Genomic DNA, 24448 nt, shown 5'->3' with positions numbered 1-24448 from the left:
CACTTTAGATGTCATCTCAATTAAATCAGAATGTCTCATTCCATATGGCAATGTTCTAATACCATCAGTCGTAGAAATAACTTTAACTCCATAATTAACAGGTGTTTCTGTCATCGTTACAAAAGCTACTGTTGCTGATTTATCAACATAACCGACAAATTTACCATCTTTTTCTAATCTTAACCATGTACTACCACTTGATACTTCTAACTCTTCCGTGATATGAAATTCCTGATTAACAATCTCTGAAGTCATTACAATTAATTCTGAATTTTCCATACCGTATGGTAATGTTCTTACACCGTCATCAGTTGAATGGATTGTTGCTTGATAATCAACCGGTGTTTTTTTAACAATCGTAACAAAATCGCTAAATGCTTTGTCTGAAACAAAGCCAATTACTTTTCCATTAAATTCAAATTGCTTAAATAACCCTTTATCGGTTTTAACTTGTTTAGTAAAATCTACTTTTTTATTTAAATAATTCTTTGTATTATCAATTACTTTAGAGTGAGCAGTCGGTCCCGGTCGATCATAAATATCCAATCCTGATACCGATATTTTTTTTGAACCCTTAATAGCTTGTCCTTCATAATAAATTGAACCTGAACTAGCTGTATACTTTCCAGAATAATCTACACTAACATCTAAAATACCATCATAACCATCAATCCAACCGTTATCGGCAAATTGCCAAGCTCCCATTCCACCTTTATGCGCTACGCTTGAAATATGTTGATCTGGATAATCTGGGTAAGCAGCTATCCATGGATCTTTAACTACCAATTGACTTGCTATTAATTCAGATCTTAAATAATAATCTCCTACATAAATATCAATTCTAGGATAACCTTTCGCTTTTAATTCATTAACAAATATATTTGCCGCGCGTGTTAAATTCTCAGGTGATACTGAATTAGGATTTTCTATATCTAATACCACATAACCATCCTGTGATTTATTAAAACCACTCTGTACAAGTAATTTATCAAAAAATGCAGCTTCTACTTTAGCTTCCGCCTCTGTCTCAAAATGAGAAAAGTGATAGGCACTAACTTTCACCCCTGCTGCCCTTGCTCTTGCGATATTATTTCTAGCATAAGCATCAATATAATAGTTCCCTTCTGATACTTTTAAAGCAATACCTGAAACCCCTTGCTTTGGTAAGCCATTAAAAAAACTTTGTTGTAAATCTTTTTGATGATTGGAAATATCAATAAAATCGGAATTTGCTGGTTCATATTCTGCATATGCTGTATTCCCAATACCTATTACTATTAAACTCGCTAATGCTAAGCAGATTTTTTTATAATTGTACCCATCGTTCATCCTCAAAATACCCTCTTTCTACGTCTATTAATTTTCCTATTTTATTTTTACCATAACTTAATTCACCAGATAATTGATCAGGTTGTGCATCTGTTACTATATTTTCTAATAAATAGGATGTTCCTGGTAAAACTACAACAGTTTTTTTATTTAAATTACTATCAATTTTGACCTTATTAACTGAGAATTGATCTGGTTCGATTAGAATACTAAATGATGTTTCATTTTTTATTAATAAGCTAATTTCAACATTAACAAGACCTCGGTCTTTATTATCTGATGTATCACTTTTAAGTTGTGTAATGATGTTTACTTCTTTATCCCCTTCTGTAAGTATATCTGATAATTTTTTTTCTTTTGCTTCGGATTCATTATCAATGTTACGCTTATTTTTATTAGCTTTTTCAAGTTTTGAAATCAATTTTTTTTGGTTATCTTTTTCTTCCTTAGACATATTACCAATTATTTTTTTCGATTCCTCATAGTAACCTTCTCTATTTTTGGAAATCGCTCCATTAATACTAGATAAACCTTTTATGTCCTGTTTATTCAATTGATCAATTTTATCCAAATCTTCAACTAACATAAGCTGGAATTGTAATTCTTCATCTTCACTTACCGGATGTTTTTCTAAATGTTTTTTAATAAGCTCTCTGGCTTTCGCATATTTTTTTTCTTCTACTAGTTTACGTTCTTTCTCTAAGAGATTAATACGCATTTTATAAAGTTTAATATTTTTATTTTGATCAGTTTTTTCTAACTTATCAATCGCATGACGCGCTTTAGTATAATTCTCTTTAGTTACATACGACACAGATTGATCTACATCTGATTGTTTTGAATTAGTTTTAACTGAATGAAATAAAATTACTCCCAATATACTTAATATAATTGCAACTGTTGCATACATATATAACTTTTTCTTTTTCATTTTTCCTCCCCTTTCATTACTAAATCCACTTTATAATTATACTCTAGTACAGTTCAATAAACTATCGATTTTATATCATTGTTAAAATTGTCATATAAGTAAAACTCATATTTATAAATTCTATGGTGTTCAACTATCACAACCGACGAAAAAGCACCGATATTTACTTTTTAGTAAATATCGGTGCTTTTTTATTATTGACTCAAATCAACTAGATTAGAAAAACTAATACCTTTTAGATGAAACATATCTTTTCCAACAGATACCCCTAAACCTCGACCACCGTCACTTCTAATACCTGAATAATAAACGATTATCTTGTTATTCTTATTTATATAACAACTACGATATAATCCTCTATTATCCCAGTTATTTGTTCCGGTTGTTGGGCTTAATACTTTTTTGAATTCTGTAAAAGTTTCATTATCATAAGATGAACCATAATACAAACTCATTTCTTGTCTAGCAATCGCTGTATTTACTAAGTTAGCTTTTCCCTGACTCTTTGTCTTAAATGAGGAAATCAACATGCCATATGTTCCATCTTCATTCTTTTGTACATCTAGATGCCAACTAAATATATTTTTATCTTTATACTTAATTGGAATAACACGTTCCTCACTCCATGTTACCATATCATCCGACGATTCAATGTAACAAACATTGAAATTACCATCGATATACCACATTTTATACACGCCATCCTCTAGTACAACAGCTTGAGATAAACCTACTGGTAATTTTATAATATCAGCCTCTTCTGACCAATGAATTCCATCTTTTGATGTTCTTAACTTAATAGTTGCTTTAATTTTTTCTTTATTATCATATTCTCTATAAAAACACTCTAAACGATTTTTAACAGGGTTATAAATAAGATGTGTATCCGAATTGTAATTTGAATTATCTTTTGGTTGACCCGGTTTTGGATCAATCGGATTTATCAATCCCGACGGTATATCCCACGTTATACCATCATTACTTGCATATATATGAGGATTCTCACTCGACATATCTGATTTTAAATACGGTGTCGCAGCCATCCAAAATTTGTACCCACTGATTGGATTATCCAATAAAATAACTGATGGATGTATTAAGTCTATATTCCCATAAGCTGTAGGTAAGTATAAACGCTCACTACTGTTCTTTGAATATGCTCTATCAAACTTAAGCGGCGCATCACTTTCAATTTGAATCTTATTTTTATCAATATTAACCAAGCCAGTTTTACCAGGTAAAATTGTATCCGAAGTTAGAGACCCAAGATTATCTTGGAAAATAGTAACAGAATTCCCTGTTGTATTTTTTATTTTATAAGCATCTGTTGAGATTTCATTATGACTTGTAAAATAAACTCCTGGTAAAACATCTTCTTTCTCCAATTGTGCTCTCATATTTTCTATACGTTCAAACTTTAATTGACCTGAATTTTCTCCTTTAATAACTAATTCCGGGTTTAAATACGTCACATACCCTTTTTTAGTCACAGTGAATGGTTTAATAAATTCTTTCCCTTTTTTATCTTCAATTGTTAATTTTGTAGGACTATCCGATGTTATGATATAACGACCAGATTCTAACTCTTTTGGCATTAAATTTTTTGAATTTCTTGTAAATTTATTCAATAACTCATTCTTCTTCTCTTGCGGCATAAACAGTACACCACATTCTAATAGTAGTAACACTGACAATATACCTATAATAATTTTTTTCATATCCTACCTCTTTCATTTTTACATTAATCATCATTTCTTTTGATTTTAGTAACAATACATATCACACTTAGAATACAAATCGTACTACCTGTTATAACTCCTCCTATAAATAATCCTGGTTCTTTATAACTAAATGTTATCTTGTTTTTTCCAGAATTTAACTTCACACCTACAAAACCATAATTAACACGTTCCAACTCACTTTCTTTTCCGTTAACATTAACAGACCAACCAGGTTGATACGGAATCTTTGTTGCTAAAATTGTATCTGACTCATTTTCAATCGTACCACTTACTCTATTTTTTTCAAAACGAAGGGCTCTCATTCGATTCTTATTCAATACTTTAATTTTTTCTTCTTTTTTACTATTAACTGTATTATCTTTTAAAAATTCTAATTTTGACACAATTAAATCATTCGCACTTTTATTCTGGAGGTGAATTATTTTATTATTTCCTTTTCCTAAATAGTAACTTTGATTCGTTATTTCACGGTAACCATTTCCTGATATAGTCCCTTCACTTGCTACTAATTGGCTCATTCTTTTACCGCGTATTTTAAAATTAATTTTTTTATCATCAAAAGAAAATGCATGAGTATTATAAAACTTCAAACGATTATATGGTGTTATTTCTTTCGGTAACTCACCCTTGTCATAGGCTACAAGGTTCTCCTGATTTATCTGACGCTTCAAACGCTCATCTAACTCCACAAATTTAGGGGTTGCAGAATTTAATGAAACATATACTTCTTGATAATTTTTAACTACTTCTGGTTTGAATATGACACTGTAGCTATGCCCTGCTAAAAAATAGTATTTTTTATTTTTTGCTGGTTTCACTAGTTCGTTAGTAGTGTCATCTTTAATTTCATATGGCACTTTTTCAATATCTATTTTATTTTTATAGGACTCAAGTTTTGAAGATTCGGATGTCACCACAGTATCTAATAAAACTCCTAATTTTTCAGGTTGTGAAAAATTAGCCATACGTTCTTCTGAAAGTGTTGTACTTGAAGCATAGGCAAACGGAACCACACTTGGCGCTTCTGAAATCCTCACATTATTGTCAAGTTGAGCAGACTTCATAGGTTTATACCCACTTGGAATATAGCTTTTATTTTTAAAAACATAATACTTAACTCCCATAAAGCGCAATAACATTGGATTATCTTTTGCTACAACAAATGGTGCCGCTGGATAATTTACATTTCCGAAATCATTGACGAGCATTTCATTGATATATTTATTCTGAATGCTGTTATAAGAGTTCAATTGATAAACATCCAATAAACTAGAAGTATTTCCTCTGAATAATTTAGCCGGCATTATACGATTTTCATTTGAAAGTTGCAACCTCTCACTAGGGCTAGTCTTAACTACACGATCTGCTCCTGCAAACGAATCTTTGATACTTGATTCTAAATATTCTACTGTATGAGTTGATTTATCAATCCTAGCTAAACTCTTTATCGAATGATAAGACCACACATTAGCAAACACATTAAGGATTACTATAAATGCTAATAAATAGCGTGCCGGTCGAACAGCTATTATCTTTGAATAACTACAAAATACTGAGATAAGACTTAAGCCTATAAATAACAATGGAATGGTCATATTGAAATTAGCTGTTTTAAAATTCTCACCAATGATTGCTAAACTAATTGCAAAACCATAAATATAAATAGAACTTAAAATATCTTTCGCAGTAATCGTTTTAAAATTCTCAATTAAATAACCTATAGAAAGTGCTACTGGTAAATTCAATAGCAACATCCAGCGATGAATAGGCGAACCTAAACCACTCATTATACTTGCAAGAGTTGGACTTATCAAAACAAGTCCTCCTAACACTAAACTCATCAATAAAACGCCATAGGCTTTTCTTCTTCTGATTAAGTAAGCCAAAGCCAACACAAATACAACGCTGTATCCTCCAAATAAATTATAATCTCGACCACCATTCATACTTATCAAATCAAACGGCAAGCGTAAATAATATCGTAAATTATATGTTATTAAATCATTCGCAAAAATGTCTTCTCCGCGACTCATCATTTTAACATTTATCAGAACTGGAATAATATACACTGAAACTAATCCAATTATTGCAACTAAACCTAATAAAAAGGGCTTTAAAAATGATAGGAACGATTCTTTAAATCTATAGACCGTAATGTAATTTAAAATAAGATAAACAAATCCTCCAATAGCTAGTAACCAAGCAAAGTAAAAATTATTTACAATAGCCCAGACAGTCATAGCAATAAATAATCCGATTTTCTTATCAGCCATTACTCTATCTATACCTAATAACAATAACGGAAAAATAATCATAACGTTAATAAAAAAAGGATGACGAGTAATATTCATTATCACGAGCGGTGAAAAAGCATACGCTAACGAAGTAACAATTAATGCCGTTTGGCTCTTTAATCTTCTTTTTGCATAACTATAATAAGCCAAACCCGCACAGTAAGCACGAAGCAACACTATGATACTAAACCACTGTGCTAAATATTTTGTTGGCGATAGAATCGATAGATAACTGAAAATATCGCCTATATTATAATAAATATATTTAGAGAACCAGCTTGCCCCTATTCCATATGACCAGTCCCACATTGACGGAAAAGTACCTGTCCTAATCAACGTTAATAGTTCTTCTCTAAAATTTTTAAATAATGTGTAATGTTGGCTAAAACCATCTCCATCATATACTAATGCATAATGACCGAAGAAAAACGCAAAGAATGAAAGAAGTACTATACCTATAAATAAAATAGTATAACAAATCGGTACCAAACCTCTCTGTTTTGTAAATCGTTTATTTCCAAATATAGTTAATAGGCTATACCCTATCATGCTTATCACAAATAATGAAAGAATCTTAGAAATATATGGATTTGCTTCTATTAGAACAACCCCACCATACATCACACTCATGTCTACTAGCCAGAGTAAAACCAACAGCCCTAACCAATAGTAAAAAGGAGACTTATTTGGATTAACTTCGGTATTCTGTAACACCTTTGTTTTATAAATAAAGTAGGTACCTATTATCCCAACAACCCAACTCAAAGTATTCACACTTTGATAAGCCAGGTTTGAAAAGAATGTAATGGTAAAAAAAATAACTGTTGGTAATAAGGCACCTACCAAAATAACAGCCCTTGAATTGATTGTAGCTTTTTTTTGAGTCACTCTACTACTTATTACTTCTTTATTCGTCATGTTTAATTCTCCTGACATCTTTATTATTAACTCTTTATTTTATATTAAAATTCAACTATATATTTAATTTTCTCTACATAAATAACTGTAACTTTTTCACTGAACTTTCTTACCACTTTGAAAGACAATTTTATATAAAATAAAACTTTCTACTAACTACCTATTATACTATTTGCTCAAACACAGTTCCACTATCTTTTTAGGAAATTTACTGTATTATGTCTATTATTGTGAGCTCTTTATTAATTTATAATTGTTAAAATTGAGAATATGGCACTTGTATAACTCTATAAACTTTTCTTACTATTTTGAAGAAAAGTTTATCTATTTATTGCTACTACCCAAAACTACTCTCCTACTGCAATCGGAATCGCTTTACCTGGACATTATAATCAGATGGAAAAAAATATTTCTACAAATAATGCTTTTTGGAAAGAATTTAAATTTAATGCATTAATAGATAATCTCTCTATCCCTATCTATTTTGAAAATAACGTCCAGTGTTTAACATTGTCTGAACGACTTTTCGGAAAAGATTCCCATGATCGTAATTTTGCTATCTTACATGTTGGGCGAGGGATGTTTTGCTCCTGTATTTATGATGGAAGTCTTTATGGAAAGAACAATAATCTTGTAGGAGAGATTGGACACGTTATCAAATACTTAGCTATAACGATTAATAATCTATCACTCATGCTTGACACTACCCGTATCATACTTCATGGTGAGCTCTTTACAGAGCCTCAGCTCAGCTTATTAATGACAGACTTGTTAAATAAAAATAATACACTTTTAAGCACAGAACTTCCTCTAACTGTTGAGGTGAAAAACTACGCCGACATTAATGGTGCTGTCGCTGCATGTGGGCTATGTGTGACAAAACATTTATTAACTCACTAAAAAAAGAGTATTGAACCAAATTTTAGGTTCACTACTCTTTTTCTATCTTACTTCCACTTTATCTCACCAAATAAATTATTCGCCTGACCCCATGTATAATCAGCAGGTTTATCTGTTACTGGTTTAATAAACTCAGTTAACCAAAATTCTGATGCCTGACCATAGTCAAGGTACGCATCCGTTTCTTTAACTATAGGCAAGTCAGCCCACGCTTCCTTTTCATTCGTTGTAAGCGTATAGCCCACTTGTTTATAGTACTGAGGTACGATTAGATGATACAATCCACCTTTGACTTGTTTAGCGTAATTAAAAGTATAGGTATCATAGAACAATTTCAACTTATCTTCACCACTAATCATGCTCAAATTTAGACTTTCAATCGGTTTAGTTGCTTCCTTTTTATCAACTTGATTAATCGTAACAAACCCATCTGTTGGGTGTGGTATCAAACGAGTTCCTTCTAAAATAACTTGTCGGATGTTTAGTTTCATACTCTTAGGATAATAAACAAATGCTAACGTGTAATCATCTAACTCTTTAGCTTTTATTTTTTTATCCCATGAAATAGTGAATTCTGCATTCCCTTCTTTAGAAAGTACTTTAGCACCCTCAACATCTATTTTTCCAGATGTTGGTGGTGTCCCTTTAAAGACAACAAATTCCTTAGCTGAATATTTTTCAGCTAGCTCTTCATCTCTTAGCGGAATAACTTTTCTAACAAGATGTTGTTCCTTCATCACTTCCTCAAGTTCCGGATAATTCTCTAATACACTCCCATCATTTGCCACAGACATATAATGTAACTTAGCCCACATCTCTTCATTTTGACTATAGTGGAACAAATGATTAAACTCTTTTGTCACACCTAATGTACCCTGATTTAGAGCAATCTTATCACCTTCATTGTTTGGCTTCTCTATTCCATTTAATACATATCTCTTTTCTTTAGTTTGAGGTGAGTACCATTTCCAGTAATCAAATTTAGGATTCGGATTGTCTGTTACCTTATCAAACTCATCTTTAGTTAAAGGTGTTACCGAAACTTCATCAAAACCAAAGGTAGGAACTAATGATTTTCCTTCTTCCCCTTGTTGTCCCTGATAGATAATGTCACCATTCGTATCTTCCGGGAAACCAAAATAATTAGGGATTTTATCTTGTGTTATTTTTTTGATGTGTGTTTGTTGTTTATCGTATAGTGTTTGATCAACACGCTCATGATTGACACCTTGATGAGTCATTTTCATTTCATCATAAAAGTTATCATAGACCATTCGTTTCACTGATTCAACACTCTGAGTATAAGCATCTACTTCTGTATAGACCCACACAACTGAATTCTCTTTAATCGTTGCCATCTCATCATCTTCTAGCACAACTGGTGGTTCATTGATATGTTGAACCGTTTGCCAATCATCTGCATGCTTGACTAATAAATCGCCACGATAATAACTACCATCCGTTGTCCCTTCTGAAGAAGTCGCTGTATTATAAGCGGTAGTAAATTCTTCAACAGATGGCTCTTTAACTAATGTATTTTTATCTGAATTATCATAAGGCATAACAACATATTTGGCATTCTTTAATTCAGGTTCAACAGTTAAGTTCAAGTCTTCATCATCAATCGCGCCGTCTAATTTAATCTTGATAGTAACCTTTTCTTCATTTTCTTTTTCTTCTTTATATATTTTATCTATCGGTCCACTCACAACAACTTCTGGTGGTGGTAATGTTGGTGCCCCGCGCATAAACATGACTTCATACGCATAAAAATTATACAGTCCATTTGATCCTACTGGAGGCTGAGCCGATGCTGGATTTGGCTCATACATGGAGTTGTAATCCCAACCCCAAGCGATTGATCCTGAGCCATCTAAACTTTGTTTATATAGATTACCTGAAGAATCCATAAATAATGCGGCTGATTGATACGTTTTTATATCAGAAACAAAAGGCATCTCTTTCAAGTTTAATCCTGTATAATCGTTAGGATCACCTGTTAAATTAATCCAGCCTTGTTCCTTTTGATTAATAGCAGGATAACTTGTTTCAGACGTCACTAGTTCTGGTAATTTATCTGTATTGGTTGTTTTGATAATCCAAGACCCTTTATAATCTGGATCTGCTACATAAAAATCACCTTGATATAATGTTGCATCCACTTTTGGCATTTGATTAATCACATAAACTAATTTTTGTCCCTTTTCGTTAATCGGATATATGTGTTTATGACTTTTCTCTCCTGCTGGTCGCTCATCTACTGTCTGCATGTATTTCTTATCATAGATAGTGGGATGCAACCCATCTCCCATCTCACTCCACTGCCCATAATTTTGATAACTCGTGAATACAAGATTCGCGGCTGTTGCACTCTTCATATCTTTAAAGACTGGTGCTTTAGGAGAACTACTTAAGTTTTGGGTATCTCCGTCCCCTAAGTTTTTAATATACTGAGTTGCTTTAGCCGTATGATAATTTAGCTTGCCTGTTAGCGGCCCATCTTGTGCATTAGAATAATACTGATTAAATCCCCATGACCACACTCGTCCATTTGTATCTAAAATATAATGGGTAATTTTACCTGCTACAATCTTCATAACTTTAGGAACATAGTCTGCCGATGTTAAATCATATTCCACTTCTTTAGGTGTTCTTTGAGGCAGTAGTGTTCGCTCATTTTCATCAAAACTAAGCGACTTGCCAGTACTGTTCTCAACCATCCCAAATTGGTAAACTTTACCATCATCCGTTAGTACTAAACTCGTCGTCGAATTTGCAGATATTTGTGTTACTTTTTTATCTTTAAAAAAAGGAATTTCTTCTACTTTATCTTGAAATCCTGCACCTGGTCTTCCTGTTTGCCCAGAAGCTGTTGTCCCCCAAGAGTAAACTTTACCTTCACTGTCCAATGCTAAAACATGGTCTCCTCCTGGAGCAATATCCACTATCGTTTTTTCATTAAACGCGCTGGTAATATCTTTAGGTTTTGTGACATTTCCGAGACTTCCAGGAATCATATGGAAAGCACCATATCCCCAACCAAATACCTTTCCACTCTCAGTTAAAGCAAAACTAGCTGTTAAAGCTTCTGAACCTGATATTACTTTTGTAACTTTTTCATCCTCTAATCCTACTACAGGTTTTGGTATACTCTGATTGGTTAAATTACCAACACCGAGTTGACCATTGGTATTAAGTCCCCAACCGTATAGTTGTCCCTTATCATCTAATGCTAAAGTATGGTGATATCCTGTTGCTATCTTTTTAATGACAATATCATTATCAACAAAATAGGGTATCCTAACCATACCACCATTGTACATCTTTCCATTATTAGAACCCTGCATACCATATAGGTTGTAACCCCACGTCCAAACTTTACCTGAAACATCTACTGCTTTACCAGCTAAATAATTTGTTCCAGCATCTGCAAATTTAATGATGGATTGTTGCGGTGGTACCCATGCTGGGTGGTCACCCGCATTCTTCAAAAGCGACCTAACACCTACCTTGGTATAATCTGTATTTCCATCTCTTACATTAAGCTTTGATGCAAATCCACTGTCAACTTTTCCAAAAAGAAAAAGAGAAAACAGTGTTAATGCCATGAACCAAAGTGTTACTCTCTTACGTTTATGTTTCATTATCCTGCCCTCCCTTTACTTTTTAGATTTTGGTCGTTCATTTTGAAGTAGTTCGTCAATCTCTTTTAGCGAATCTGATGAGGGACTATCTTTACTTCCCCACCACGATAAACGGTAATCTTCAGTCGGAATACCACTTGCCTCTGTTTTAACCAAAATTGACAACTTACTGCCTTTGTATTTTTCCTTTTCCTCATCTGATACTGTTAATTTGACTGCTTTAAATAATGGCAACGTTTCTTCACCAGGGTTTACTTTTTTTACATAATAAAAATAACCGTCTCCCCCTGCTCGCCACTCTTTAGTTGCGCCTTCTAATAGTGTCACTTGTTTCCCTATTTCTGCTGGTAGTAATTCTATTCCATTTGGGGTCTTTTTCTCAATTTTAGGATGGACCATCAGCCGAACAAAACCTGCTGTATTTCTATTATTTTTCGCTGATACTTTTTTTGGTATACTGTCACCAATAATTGTTTCCTTTGGTGTATCAAAAATATCTACCAAGCCTATATTAAAATCGTAACTCCCCGTATTAAAATGGTTAACTTTACTATCGCTTGCTGTCCCCCAAGCATAACTGGCACTTACAATCGATAGCATCACTACAAGTAGTGTTATGACCCACCATTTAACATGCTTTTTGATGAAGAAGAGCGTGCTTTCTATTCTTTCACTCATACATTTCCTTCCCCCTCTTATTACCACAAAGGGCATTAGAAGATTTACTTCTAATGCCACATGTCATTATTCAGTCTTCTGACTTTTTTTCATAAAACAACGTCCTACAAAACAAGAAATCCCTACGCCTATCAATGCCAAAATAGTTAAGTTTTTTTCTCCTGTTTGTGGCAACCACCCCTGTTTCTTAGGTGGATCAGTTTTATTGGTAGTCGCGTCAATATCTGTGACGGCCGCAAACTGCCAAAGAACTTCCGCTGAACTTTCGCCAGAATAAAAATCCCAGTACGAACTATCCGAAGTCATTTTTAAATGAATCGAAATTGTTCGCTCCTCTGACGGCTGAATAATTCCAAAATCAAGGTCTTTTGACGACAAGGTTATATTATCTGAATTGCTGCATAAATTTCCATCGTATAAAAGACCATTATTATCTTCCATAGTCATATGCAATGCTTCTATCAAGTTAATTTTTCCTTGATGACTCTTAGGTTTGATTTCTAAATGTAACCGATACGGCTCTTTGTTTTGGTTTTTAATAATTAATTTTTTATCAGTTGTATCACCTGGACGAATATTTTCTAAATTAAAAAAATACCCCCCCTGTTTACTAACCTTAATTCCTGATTCATCACCTATTAAAAAACCATCTGGTAATGTTGCCGCTTCTACTTGTGTCCCAAATGCCAAAGAAACAAATAAAACTGACAACGTAAGCATTATTAGTGAGTAGCTTTTTTTAAATAAAAACAGACCACTCATCTCCTTCTGTACTGACCATAAAATAGACTAAAACTTACTCAGACATTGTTGATAATAAGGTATCTTTGATTGATTGGTTAACTGGATTGAATGCATCTTCAACTGCTGCTTTTGTAGCTTGAAGTGCTTCAATATGAACTTCTAAAGCATATTCCATAAATTGGTATGTATTGTCTGCAGACTTATCTAACGTTACGGATTCTAGCAATGCTGGTGTTTTAGAACCACTCTTAAGAACATCCATATAGTAGAACCAACCACCATCAGATTTTTCACCTTTTGGAGTTTTTTCTTCACCACCACTTTGACCTTTGGCACTATCATAAACCCATTTACCCACTTCAGGTGTTGTTCCTGAGAAGTCAGCTGAATACGTATAATGTAATAAATTATCTAATGCTGATGTGTTAGCATCTGTTGGTGTTGGTGCTTTTGTCCAATCTTTTTCCACTAATACATTTTGAGTATAGTATACATATTTTGGTGATTTAACAACTACCGTACTTCCATCTTCATTCATTGAAATGTCAGCATCGATTAGGTAATAGTTAGTTCCTTCTTCTCCTGAAACAGCTTCATTAATTACAAATACGAATTTCTTAGTGCCTTCTTTTCCAGTCGCTACTTCTTTACCATAAACTGTGACACCCTCTGGTAGAGCATCTCCTTCAAGAGTAAGACCTAAATCTTCTAATGATTTATAACCTAATTTGGCTTGTGTATAATCAGTAGATGGAATTTGGATATCCATTTTTGTTACTTCAGATTTATCTGTTACATATTTCTTAGCTAATTTACCTTTATTCTCTGCATCCACCATTAGCTTTTGAATCGCTTCTTTGTATGCTAAACGTACAACAACGTCCCCTTTACCATTATTAACAACACCAACTTTTTTCTCTACATCTTGTCCTGGTAACCACTCATCAGGCTCATCAAAGATCTCCCAAATTTTGACAGAATCTTCAGGAATTCCCCCTGTTTTAAATTTATTGACTACGCCATCTTCTGATGTGAACCATGCAAATGTCGCTGCTGATAATGCTACAACGGCTACTCCTGTTACACCTGCTGCTACTTTCTTTTTGTTTACATTTTTCTTCATTTGATTCTCTCCCTTACAATTTATATACTAAAACGCTACTTAGAAACAGAGTATCTAAGTAAGGCGATAGCTACCCACATAAATAAAACGAAAATAATTATTTTAACGATATTTATTTGAACAAAAGTCATCATTAATCCTAACTTTGGTATTGTATAAAGGACTTTCCCAACAACTTGTTCACCTGAAATCTCATCATCCGCTAAATTATTCGCATCTCCTTGTGTAATGAAATGGCTAATTTCTCCTCTTTTTTTTGGAGGAATTACTTTTATAACTCTATGAGTCACATAATTTTCCTCTTTTGTTTTTGGATAAAATGTCATGATATCTCCTAACTTTATGTCCTCTGGAGGTGTGATTTTTACAATCAGCATATCTCCTGCAATAAAATTGCCTTGTTGTTCTGGCTTCGTTTTTTTCATTGAGTTACTTAATACTGAATAAAAACGATAACCAAAGAATGAACGTTGGCTTGATGAATCTAATTTAAAAAACAAGACACCTGAGATAATCACTATAAAACATACCAAAACAAAATAATTCATTATCTTTTTCACCCTAAAAGGCAATCCTATCAACTCCTTGATGCACCATTTATTTGATTAAGATTTTACTCCTTTAAACCAAATAACAAAAACTCTTTTTTTGAACAAAAAATAAGCATTTAAAAATATAATATGAGCTATATTCCCTGTTTCTATGCTATTCTAATGATTATTTAATTATTAAAAATATATTTTTTTACAATAATTATGTTTATTGTAACGATTTGTACTAAAGGAAAACTCACAATTGTTCACTACAAAACCAAATTTTCCCTTTTTTACCCTACTACTGATTTCACAGCATCGATGATATCTTGGCTTGTCATACCGTATTCTTTTTAAGGTAATCCATCTTACCTACTTGAGTAAAGCATTCTTTAACACCCAATCGAGCTACTTCTACGTGGGGAATCATTTTCTACAAATTCTGCCATACGTGAGCCAATCCCCCCATAACATTATGATTATCAACTGTTATTACTAGGCTATCTCCAATAATTTCTAACATTTCAGATTCATTTAGAGTATTCATTCCAAATCATTTTAATTTGTGAAACAAAAAGAGCTACCTCTAAAGGTAGCTCTTCTAGTCACCATCCCACTCAGCCATAAACTGAGCTAAATAAGATGTCATAAATTCTGTTTTTTTAACTGCTAACTTTTTTCCTGATCGTGTATTCATCGTATCAGCTAGCCCTAGTAACTTATCATAAAAATGAGCAACAGATGAACTAGTCTGATTGCGATACGATTCATAGGTTTCATTTTTACTCTTCTCTTCAGTTGGGTCATATATCTTTCTATTATGACTACCACCATAAGAAAAAGCTCTAGCTATTCCTATAGCACCTAATGCATCTAACCTATCCGCATCCTGAACACATTGTCCTGCTATACTAAGTTTGCATTTTTTATCTAAATTTTTAGAATAAGACATGTGCTCCATAATGTAAAAAATATCGTCAATTTGAGGCGTACTTAGCCCCTCTTCTTTTAAAAGCTCTGTGATTTTTCTACTATTTTCCTTTGTGTCTTCCACTACTTTTTCATCAATAACATCATGTAAATATGAGGCAAGCCCTACTATCATTTCGCCCTCAGCATTAGGTGCCTCCTTTGTTTCTTCTCGATACAAACGAGCCGCTCTTTTAGCAACACGTTCCGCATGATAAAAATCATGTCCTGTTACATCATGAGCCAATTCTTTTTTTACATACTCTATAACATTTTTATTTAATTTCATCATAATTTATTACCTTTCAATTAGCCTTATAGTCTATATTTATTATAGACCTATTCCTTGATTCTCGTACAGATAAACAACAAAAAAACAGATTCTTAAATTAAGAATCTGTTTTTTCTCTTATTTCCTAGCTGTTAACTCTTTCAACCTCTGTTGCCCTTTTGTTTCAACCGATGTCTGCCCCAATGAACGTGCACGTCTCGCTGCTCTATAATCTGTTAAATCAGAGGAAGTTACACCAAATTCAGCTTTCATTGCATCGTCTAAAACTTGAGTTGCTTTTAATTTCGCTCCCACTTTTATATCAGCTTCCTGATATTTATTCCCCATTACCTCACCGTTAAATTGTGCTGTAAACGTCGTATCTATATAGCCACCCACTTCAAATAATACGTAGGCATTACCTGATGAATCTTTAAACCAATAAACACCTTGATCATTACCCGGACCAAATGCTAAACCAATTGCACCCTCTTTATCTTGAACAAATTCTGAATTTGTCGTAGGTGTCAGGTTATCATCTGCATAAGCAAATTTTATTAAACTGCTATTTTCAACACGAGCAATCGCTTCAATTGTTCCTGTATTTGTTATTTTCCCAGTAATTTCTGATGTTAACCCTGGTTCATAATTCTCTTCATTTTGTAATTCCGGAAAATCAGCTTCAATTCTCATCTTCCCATTTGATATTTTTTGGTCAGTTGAAACTGATGTTGTCCACCACGCATACGTACCGCCTATTGCTAGTAAAATTAAGGCAAGTGCGGTTAAGCTTATCATTCTTTTTTTATTTATCACACTGTCCATCTCCTTTATCAACTAATAATTTAATAAAATAATCCAATACATACATAAATAGTAGAAAACAAATGGCTGCGATTCCTCCTCGAACTGTTTGCAGTTTAAGTAAAAACATTCCTAAATAAGGAATAGATAACACCGCTTGTTCTTTAAGGGTTGCATCCGTTACCCAAAAATCATCTGGAGATTTATTAGCATCACCTTGCGTTTTTAAGCGTACTGTTTTACTATCATCAAATTTTTCAATCACCCTATGACCAACAGAAACCTCTCCGATAGCTACCACAATTACATCTCCTACAGACACTTCATCAATGGTCACTTCTTTTGTAAGCACTAAACTGCCACTTGATATACGAGGTGACATACTATTGCTTAAAATAACACGGCCTTGATAACCAAAATAACTTGTAAAGAGTGACAGTTTGATACTAATTGATACAATAATTAAACAAGATATTAGAACAAAATAAATAACTTTTGATATTCTCCAACCAAAAATTACCCCTTTAATAACAGCACTTTCTTGATTAATCACTGGTCTATACTCTCCTCTACTTCAAATCCTTCGTCTGAAATAGAAGGCTTAGTTTCAATACTCTCTGATGAAGTTGTAAGGCTATCATCATCAAACTCTGTAATTTTAGGCACTTTTAATTCTACTAATGGTATCGTGATTTCTTGTCTAAAGAAGCCTATAGCTTGAGTAACAAAAGGGGAAAAACACCCTATACTCATTACTATAATCACCAAAGCTATACGTTTTATTTTAGACATGCTTTTCCCCTCCTTCTTATCTTGTCACACGAATTACAACACTCGCTTCTTTACCGTTATGACTTCTTGCTGTTAGTTTCGTAGTTCCTGCTTTTAATCCTGTTACTAAGCCCTCTTCTGATACCTTAATAATCTCTTCTTTTTCAACTTCCCAATCTATTTTTTGATTAGTTGCGTTCTTAGGAGATATATCCACCTTTAATGATAGGTCCTTCCCTTTTTTCAAAGTTGTCAGTGCGCCAACATTTAACTTAACGGCTTCTACATCAATAGTTTCAACTACTTCTTTCCCTGTAATAGCTACAGTCAAACTATCCATTTCATTTGGTACAAACAGGCCATTATAAGTAAAGAGCTTTGCATTTTCTGATAGTCTTATAGACCCTGTATAATCTGTAAATGATTGTGGGGTTTGTCCTTTAAAAATCAAACGATTTGACACTTCATCAAATGAGCTAAATTCCAACTTACTTCTATTACTTTCACTATTAAGAGCTCGTAACTCTAAATGACTCGACTCAAAATCTGAAAGTTCTGGAACCATTTTCTTTTTCAAAATTAGCGAGACTTCTATCTCACTTCCTGCTTCAATTTCTTTATCATTCAAAACCTTAAATTCTGAAATGTCACTCTTCCCTTTTTTTAACTCGTCAATCGTATATTCTGTGTAAATCGCTGGTTTCGTATTCGGATCATTTTCCCAAAGAAGTGCTATCTTTCCATTGGGTAATTGAGTGAGACAACTGTATACAAATCCGCCCTTATTAACAGCGTATTTATACTTCCAATCAACAGTATATTCTTCCCCATCTTTACTTGGCTCATTAATCAAACCAATGCGGATTATACCATTATTACGTCCTCCCCCTTCTGGTGCTGAAGCGATAAGAGCTTTTTTACCATCAATCAGTCCCTCATAATTAATCACAGAAATCATAACATTACCACAATAGGCCAACCCTTTATCTTCTTTTAAAGGTTCGAATGTCTCTCCTCCATCGAAACTATCGCCATATCCAATAAACCCCGTACTGCCTCGAGCATATAGGCGCAGCGTTCCATCCGGCAATTCTATTAATTGAGATTCACTTGATTTACCTGGACTATTTATTTTAGACATAGTTGTACGATTTCCTCTTTTCCAGGTCTCACCGTGATCATCAGAGTAAATTGTACTTACACGTTCTCCATCTTGACTATCATAGGTTGGCATAATTATGCGACCTGCATATTTACCCACCTTAACTAAATGGCCTCTTCCCGGGCCTGTCCCCCAAAAACGATCCTGTTCTCGTTTTAAATAATTTAAATTCTCAGGTTTACTCCAGGTTTTCCCACCATCTTCACTGCTTACTAAAAAGAAATAGGATGTTCCGTAAACTTTAAATTCTGCATCTGCATAAAAAATACTCATCGGAACCTTTTTACCACTTAATGAGCCATCTGGTCGTTTTTGATCAACATAAAGAAGCACTCCATTTTTTGATAAATGGAACTCTTCATCAACTGAATATTCAGTCTCTTTATCTTCATTATCATATACAATTCCATCTTTTACATAGTATTCAAAATTAGCCCACTTTCTAACATCTTTCCCCTTTTTAGCTAGCCCTAGAACTTTTTCACCTTTAACTGTTTTCATCCCTGATCCCGTTGCGGCATTTGGATAACCAAATCCTGACGGGAATGCATCTACTGCCATATAAATTTTATCTTGTTCATCTTGAACTATAACTGGATCAATAAAAGAAGCACTCGGTTTAGCATAACCAGGCTCATCTGTATAATCCTCAAAATGTAATGGTAACGTTGCCTTACCCCACTCTTCTGTCTTAGGGTCTAAAAAATTTATTGCTGTATCTAGATTATTTGGTGAATCTGCAGCTCCTCCAAATCGTGCATCGATTGCTCCCATTACAGTCCCATCATTCAACGTGTAGAGTGCCGGAATTCTGTAAAAATCAGAACCCGTCGCTTCAAAAATATGTGGGAAATCAAATTCATCTTCCCCCTGACCAACAGTCTTACTTGTATAAGCAAGAAGCTCTTCTTCTCCTAATGCTTGCCCGACTACTTCTAAGTCTAATAGTGTTCCTGTGAAAGGATAATTATTACCAATTCTTGGCGTAGCGCCTACTGTAACACTATCTACTCCAGTAGCCATGTCCTTAATCATACGATATGTCTCATTTGTTAGTTCTCGTGTTGAGACTAGTTTGCCATTAGCAAATAATTTAAACGTTTTAGATTGACTATCGGCCGTAAGTGCCACTGTATTTAAACCTGTACTTCTTATTCCTGATGCACTAGCGCTGATATCTGCACTCTCTTTTAATCCCCGCAACTCATATCCAATTGAACTCCCATTAGCGTATAAATGAAAATGTTCATTTCCTGCTTGGCTATTTGAAAAACTAATGATTGAACCTATACCGCTTACTTCTTGAACAAATTGAACCTTGATTGTAATATCATTTAGAGAGCGTGTCTTCTCAACCAATTCAGGATATGAAATAGGTTGTTTGACCGGTGTTTTCTCAGTAATCGCTAAAATAGTATCATTTTTTACTTCTAGTTTCTCATTTGAAGAAATCGTCCCGTTGGTTCGTAAACTATGACTAGTCAAACTAACTCTCTCATCATCTGCAAGAACTACGAGAGGACTAACTGCGCCTCCTACGAGTGTCATACTCACAAGTGTAACGAATCCTTGTGTAACTAATGCCTTCTTTTTATGCGATGCCATAAAATACCTCCTTCATAATTTAAAATCAACTACCTTTTGTCGTACTCGATATAACTCTCAATCACCTCATTTCAATCTATAAAAAAAATGCCAAAAACCTTCCCTCCGTTAAAAGCGGTTAAAGTTTTTAGCATTCTTTTGACGCATCACTCGTACTTCTCAAATATCTTTCTAAATATTCCAGATTGGCTATAGGCCAATCCTGAAAAACCTATGACAATCATCACTAAACACATGATTATCATGCTTACACCAGATATAAAAAACATAGCGATAATCGGTAAATTCAGTGACACTAATACAAGGTTCCAAGGTAAGTTACTCAAGCTAATCTTCAAAGCCGTTTGGTAAACTTCTTTACTACTAAATTCATATCTTGCAATTAATGGGAAAATATAAAGATAAATAAGATAAATCATAATAGCTAATGCTATAATCATTATTTTAATCATTCCCACGGAAGTCGGAAATAATAAGCTAAGGTAAAAGAGATCCATATACAAGAAAATGATCAAAGCTAGTGCTAAAATACCATATAATAACCCTTGCTTTAAATTATCTTTATACGCTTTAATAAATAACTTAACGATTGAGTCATTTTCCTTTTTCACTAATTTTAATGTAACCGAATACATCGAAGATAATGAAACACCAATCGTGAAAATTGGCATACACCCAATAAGAAAAAGGACATTCAGGATTACCAAATCAAAAATAACAGAAAATCCTCTCATGACTTTATTGTCAACACTGAATAATTTTTGACCTAATCGTTGACCACTTTTTATCATATGCCTCTCTCCCTCTACTTAATATAAACCTAGCCTTTAACTGCTCCCATAGTGATCCCTTGGGTAAAGGATTTTTGGAAGGCTAGAAAAACTGCAACTATCGGAACAGCAGCTAATACTGCACCTGCCATAATCAAACCATAATTAGTTGCCATCTCAGCTTGCATCGTAGCTACCCCTAATGAAACTGTTAATTTATCACGCGAATTCAACATCACTAACTGCATAAAATAATCATTCCATGTATTGATAAATGTGAAAATAGCAAGTGCTGCAAATCCTGGTTTAACTATTGGAAAAGCTACGCTAACAAAAGTTCTAATTTCACCACATCCATCAATTTTAGCGGACTCTAATAACTCTGTTGGTATGTTTTCGCTGAATTGCTTCATTAAGAAAACACCAAATGGCCAGCCTACCAATGGTAAGATAACAGCTGCTAGCGTATCATGTATCCCCATAAAATTAATAATTCTCACTAACGGAACAAGAACTACTTGTTTTGGAAGTGCCATTGCACCAATAAACATTGAGAATAATAATTTTTGACCATAGAACCGTTTTTTAGCTAAAACATAACCGGCTAAGGCCGAAGTTAGACACACTAAAATCATTGTTGCACCTGCAATAGCAATACTGTTCCATAACCATTTTCCAGCTGGGTTTTGTACCAATAATTTTTGGAAATTTTCTAAAGTTGGAGCACTTGGCCACCACTGTGGTGGTATTGCAATTGTCGCTGGTTGTGCTTTAAATGCCCCTGTCATAACCCAGTAAAATGGGAAGACAAAGATGATGGTTAACAGGCTCAAAATGATGGTTGAAAGCACGTCAAAAGGCGTCATTTTTTTCTTAGTCATTTCTAATTCCTCCTTGCTAATAATGTATAAGTTAACTTAACATTACTCTTTTTTATAAGACGCATCTTTTAATATTCGACATCGTTTCCTAATATTTTCATTTGAGCAAAGCTAATAAAGGCAATTAGCACAGCTAAGAATACTCCCATTGTATTCGCATAACCATACTCTGAAAGTTTAAAGGCTTTCTCATACAAGTAATACATCAGTGTACTTGTTGAATAGTTTGGCCCACCCGATGTTAGAAGTTGAATCAAGGCAAAACATTGAAACGAATTAATCGTCGTAATGATTACAATATATAGCGTTGTTGGTAATAAACTTGGCCATTTTATTTTCCAAAACACTTGAAATTCACTAGCACCATCAATTCGAGCAGCCTCCATCAATGAAACATCAATATTCCCCATAGCTGCAATGTAAAGGATGATTGGCTGACCTACTGAAGTTGTTAGTAAAATAATAATAATTGCCAATAAGGCCCAGTGCTTATCTCCCAACCAACTTATATTCTGTTCAATCACACCTGTTTGTTTTAATAAATAATTTAAAATCCCTGACATTGGATCATAAATCCATTTCCATACAACTGTTACTGCCACACTCCCTGTGACCACAGGTAAGAAGAAAACACTTCTAAAAAATGTTCTTGTAATAACATGTTTTTCATAAGTTTGTGAGGCAACAAATAAGGAAAACAGTACAACTATTGGAACTGATCCTACCACTATAATCAACGTATTGATTAATGACTTTATAAAAATCTCATCCTTGAACATCCGAACATAATTATCTAGTCCAATAAATGTAAAATCTGTCATTGTATAGTTGAAAAAACTTGTTACAAATCCCATGATCATAGGCGTCAATACAAAAATCAGAAAAAAGATCAAGATAGGTGCCAGAAAGGCATACGACACCATCGTTTCGCGCATTTTTAATTTATTTACTTTCATTCTTTGGGAACCTCCCATTCGTTTTCATCCTGTAGTAACTCTCTTATTAAAATCTCCTCACTTCTTGTCATCAGAAGTGAGGAAGTTTAATTTTTTATTTTGCTGCTTTTTTTATTGTTTCATTCGCTTTTTTAGTAAAATCATCTAATGCTTCTTTTGGTTTTACTTCATCATTTGAAATAGCTTGAACCATTGGGAACCATAGTGTTCTCATTTCAGCAAAGCCATCAATTGTGTTGTAATATGGAGAATAATATTTTGTCCACGATGCTAATTCTGTCATACGTTTATCTTTATAAACATCTCCAAATGATTCTCTGACTGGGAATGAACCTGTTCTAACAACGTTTTTAGGACCCCACTCTTTATCGTCAGCAACAAATTGAATGAATTTCTTAGAAGCATCTACTTTTTTGTCATCACCATTATTAAATACCGCAAAACCATTTACCAAGTACTCTAATTCAGGAACACCATCTTCTGATGGGAATGGTACTTCTAGGTAATCTACTTTACTTGATTCTAATAATTGTGCTTGTGTAGCAGGTTGTGCCGGTGACCATAAAATAGTAAATGATGTTTGACCATTTGCAAAATTTTGAATATCTGCAGATCCGTCATATTGAGAGCCATTCATCATTTTTCCATCTTTGATTAATTTTTGGATTAATTCCATAGATTTCACAGATTTTTCATCATTTGTTGTATACTCTGTGATGTCATCATTCGTTATTCTACTGCTATATAGGTTTGCAAAGAAGGCACGTGGTCCTTGATCTCCACCTTGACCATTTGCGAAAACTGATCCTGGCGTATACCCTTTATCTTTTAATTTTTCTAAGACTTTTACAAAGTCATCTGTCGTCCATCCTTCTTTAACCAAATCTGAAACGCCTGCATCTTCTACCATTTTTCGGTTAAATGCCATATAAAATGGTGCTGAACTAATTGGGTACATATAGGCATCATCACCCGCTTTACTTGCTTTGATAATAGCCTCATTATTAACGTCTTTCACGAACTCATCTGTGAACATATCATTTAATTTTGCCAACTTACCCGCTTTACCATATGTCACAATACGACCTGGTGCATCAAATAAAACATCCGCCATAGTCCCAGCTTCAATTGCTGTTGTTATTTTTTCAGGTCCTGCTGTAAAATCAACGGTTTCTAGATTCACTTTAATATCTGGGTTTTTTTCTTCGAACGCTTTAATAATATTTTTTTCCCAAGTTCCTACTGCATCACTTGCTTTTTCTTGTGTGAAGGTCGGGAAAGCCCACCAACTAATTTCTGTTTGATTTGCATTTGCTTGTTTCTTAGGTTCTTCCTGCTTTTCTCCACCACACGCTCCAAGCGTCAACGCCAATGTTCCTAATAAAAGACCTGATACTAACTTTTTCATATCCTACTACCTCCT

Annotated in this window: 19 protein-coding genes; 1 reads left to right on the top strand and 18 read right to left on the bottom strand. The window is 33.8% G+C overall.

What is annotated here, in order from left to right; translation table 11 throughout:
* The 4 genes from OL233_RS08000 to OL233_RS07985 all read right to left on the bottom strand — a co-directional run.
* A partial coding sequence (locus tag OL233_RS08000; protein WP_275471811.1) for a GH25 family lysozyme occupies nt 1-1329 on the bottom strand: 1329 nt, incomplete at its 3' end.
* Nucleotides 1307-2260, bottom strand: a complete 954-nt coding sequence (locus OL233_RS07995) for a hypothetical protein (protein ID WP_275471810.1) — start codon at nt 2258-2260, stop codon at nt 1307-1309. The genes OL233_RS08000 and OL233_RS07995, both read right to left, overlap by 23 nt.
* Nucleotides 2261-2454: 194 nt before the next feature.
* A complete protein-coding gene (locus OL233_RS07990; protein WP_275471809.1) occupies nt 2455-3978 on the bottom strand; it encodes a glycoside hydrolase family protein in 1524 nt (507 codons plus the stop codon).
* A gap of 23 nt (nt 3979-4001) precedes the next feature.
* Nucleotides 4002-7214 (bottom strand): YfhO family protein, encoded by a 3213-nt coding sequence (locus OL233_RS07985; protein WP_275471808.1) that lies wholly within the window; start codon nt 7212-7214, stop codon nt 4002-4004.
* A gap of 330 nt (nt 7215-7544) precedes the next feature.
* Here OL233_RS07985 and OL233_RS07980 point away from each other — a divergent pair, with 330 nt between their 5' ends.
* Nucleotides 7545-8114, top strand: coding sequence for an ROK family protein (locus tag OL233_RS07980; RefSeq protein WP_275471820.1), 570 nt, complete (start codon nt 7545-7547; stop codon nt 8112-8114).
* Nucleotides 8115-8161: 47 nt separating this feature from the next.
* On the opposite strand, the gene OL233_RS07975 is transcribed toward OL233_RS07980, so the two are convergent.
* The 14 genes from OL233_RS07975 to OL233_RS07910 form a co-directional block, all read right to left on the bottom strand.
* Nucleotides 8162-11758, bottom strand: coding sequence for an RCC1 domain-containing protein (locus OL233_RS07975; protein ID WP_275471807.1), 3597 nt, complete (start codon nt 11756-11758; stop codon nt 8162-8164).
* Between the two features lie 15 nt (nt 11759-11773).
* Nucleotides 11774-12436, bottom strand: coding sequence for a hypothetical protein (locus OL233_RS07970; RefSeq protein WP_275471806.1), 663 nt, complete (start codon nt 12434-12436; stop codon nt 11774-11776).
* Between the two features lie 66 nt (nt 12437-12502).
* Complete coding sequence (locus tag OL233_RS07965) at nt 12503-13156, bottom strand: LPXTG cell wall anchor domain-containing protein (RefSeq protein WP_275471805.1); 654 nt, start codon at nt 13154-13156, stop codon at nt 12503-12505.
* A gap of 76 nt (nt 13157-13232) precedes the next feature.
* Nucleotides 13233-14303, bottom strand: coding sequence for a BsaA family SipW-dependent biofilm matrix protein (locus OL233_RS07960; RefSeq protein ID WP_275471804.1), 1071 nt, complete (start codon nt 14301-14303; stop codon nt 13233-13235).
* Between the two features lie 35 nt (nt 14304-14338).
* Nucleotides 14339-14851, bottom strand: coding sequence for a signal peptidase I (locus tag OL233_RS07955; protein ID WP_275471803.1), 513 nt, complete (start codon nt 14849-14851; stop codon nt 14339-14341).
* A gap of 586 nt (nt 14852-15437) precedes the next feature.
* Entirely contained in the window at nt 15438-16097 is a 660-nt protein-coding gene (locus OL233_RS07950; protein WP_275471802.1) for an HD domain-containing protein, read from the bottom strand.
* A gap of 117 nt (nt 16098-16214) precedes the next feature.
* Nucleotides 16215-16892 carry a TasA family protein gene (locus OL233_RS07945; protein ID WP_275471801.1) on the bottom strand — a complete coding sequence of 226 codons (678 nt, stop codon included), beginning with the start codon at nt 16890-16892 and terminating at the stop codon, nt 16215-16217.
* On the bottom strand, nt 16882-17433 hold the full coding sequence (locus OL233_RS07940; RefSeq protein ID WP_275471800.1) for a signal peptidase I: 552 nt from the start codon (nt 17431-17433) through the stop codon (nt 16882-16884). The genes OL233_RS07945 and OL233_RS07940 overlap by 11 nt, the downstream gene beginning before the upstream one ends.
* On the bottom strand, nt 17430-17672 hold the full coding sequence (locus tag OL233_RS07935) for a hypothetical protein (protein ID WP_275471799.1): 243 nt from the start codon (nt 17670-17672) through the stop codon (nt 17430-17432). Before OL233_RS07935 ends, OL233_RS07940 begins: the two co-directional genes overlap by 4 nt.
* A gap of 16 nt (nt 17673-17688) precedes the next feature.
* Nucleotides 17689-20418 (bottom strand): sialidase domain-containing protein, encoded by a 2730-nt coding sequence (locus tag OL233_RS07930; RefSeq protein ID WP_275471798.1) that lies wholly within the window; start codon nt 20416-20418, stop codon nt 17689-17691.
* Nucleotides 20419-20564: 146 nt separating this feature from the next.
* Complete coding sequence (locus OL233_RS07925; protein WP_275471797.1) at nt 20565-21209, bottom strand: YesL family protein; 645 nt, start codon at nt 21207-21209, stop codon at nt 20565-20567.
* A gap of 29 nt (nt 21210-21238) precedes the next feature.
* Entirely contained in the window at nt 21239-22069 is an 831-nt protein-coding gene (locus OL233_RS07920; RefSeq protein ID WP_275471796.1) for a carbohydrate ABC transporter permease, read from the bottom strand.
* A gap of 68 nt (nt 22070-22137) precedes the next feature.
* Nucleotides 22138-23025: a carbohydrate ABC transporter permease gene (locus tag OL233_RS07915; RefSeq protein WP_275471795.1), complete on the bottom strand. Its 888-nt coding sequence runs from the start codon at nt 23023-23025 to the stop codon at nt 22138-22140.
* 94 nt (nt 23026-23119) lie between these two features.
* A complete protein-coding gene (locus OL233_RS07910) occupies nt 23120-24433 on the bottom strand; it encodes an extracellular solute-binding protein (RefSeq protein ID WP_275471794.1) in 1314 nt (437 codons plus the stop codon).
* Nucleotides 24434-24448 lie beyond the last annotated feature (15 nt).

It is taken from the genome of Vagococcus proximus, assembly GCF_029143285.1.
In the GTDB taxonomy this organism is placed as follows: Bacteria; Bacillota; Bacilli; order Lactobacillales; family Vagococcaceae; genus Vagococcus_D; species Vagococcus_D proximus.
The sequence above is the reverse complement of the archived record's forward strand: the minus strand, read 5'-3'. Positions and strand labels throughout refer to the sequence as shown.

What these genes read in the sequence shown, in the direction of transcription:
- OL233_RS07995 (WP_275471810.1), bottom strand. Translation starts at nt 2,260, where the DNA reads ATGAAAAAGAAAAAGTTATATATGTATGCAACAGTTGCAATTATATTA.
- OL233_RS07990 (WP_275471809.1), bottom strand. Translation starts at nt 3,978, where the DNA reads ATGAAAAAAATTATTATAGGTATATTGTCAGTGTTACTACTATTAGAA.
- OL233_RS07985 (WP_275471808.1), bottom strand. Translation starts at nt 7,214, where the DNA reads ATGACGAATAAAGAAGTAATAAGTAGTAGAGTGACTCAAAAAAAAGCT.
- OL233_RS07975 (WP_275471807.1), bottom strand. Translation starts at nt 11,758, where the DNA reads ATGAAACATAAACGTAAGAGAGTAACACTTTGGTTCATGGCATTAACA.
- OL233_RS07970 (WP_275471806.1), bottom strand. Translation starts at nt 12,436, where the DNA reads ATGAGTGAAAGAATAGAAAGCACGCTCTTCTTCATCAAAAAGCATGTT.
- OL233_RS07965 (WP_275471805.1), bottom strand. Translation starts at nt 13,156, where the DNA reads ATGCTTACGTTGTCAGTTTTATTTGTTTCTTTGGCATTTGGGACACAA.
- OL233_RS07960 (WP_275471804.1), bottom strand. Translation starts at nt 14,303, where the DNA reads ATGAAGAAAAATGTAAACAAAAAGAAAGTAGCAGCAGGTGTAACAGGA.
- OL233_RS07955 (WP_275471803.1), bottom strand. Translation starts at nt 14,851, where the DNA reads ATGAATTATTTTGTTTTGGTATGTTTTATAGTGATTATCTCAGGTGTC.
- OL233_RS07950 (WP_275471802.1), bottom strand. Translation starts at nt 16,097, where the DNA reads ATGATGAAATTAAATAAAAATGTTATAGAGTATGTAAAAAAAGAATTG.
- OL233_RS07935 (WP_275471799.1), bottom strand. Translation starts at nt 17,672, where the DNA reads ATGTCTAAAATAAAACGTATAGCTTTGGTGATTATAGTAATGAGTATA.
- OL233_RS07930 (WP_275471798.1), bottom strand. Translation starts at nt 20,418, where the DNA reads ATGGCATCGCATAAAAAGAAGGCATTAGTTACACAAGGATTCGTTACA.
- OL233_RS07925 (WP_275471797.1), bottom strand. Translation starts at nt 21,209, where the DNA reads ATGATAAAAAGTGGTCAACGATTAGGTCAAAAATTATTCAGTGTTGAC.
- OL233_RS07920 (WP_275471796.1), bottom strand. Translation starts at nt 22,069, where the DNA reads ATGACTAAGAAAAAAATGACGCCTTTTGACGTGCTTTCAACCATCATT.
- OL233_RS07915 (WP_275471795.1), bottom strand. Translation starts at nt 23,025, where the DNA reads ATGAAAGTAAATAAATTAAAAATGCGCGAAACGATGGTGTCGTATGCC.
- OL233_RS07910 (WP_275471794.1), bottom strand. Translation starts at nt 24,433, where the DNA reads ATGAAAAAGTTAGTATCAGGTCTTTTATTAGGAACATTGGCGTTGACG.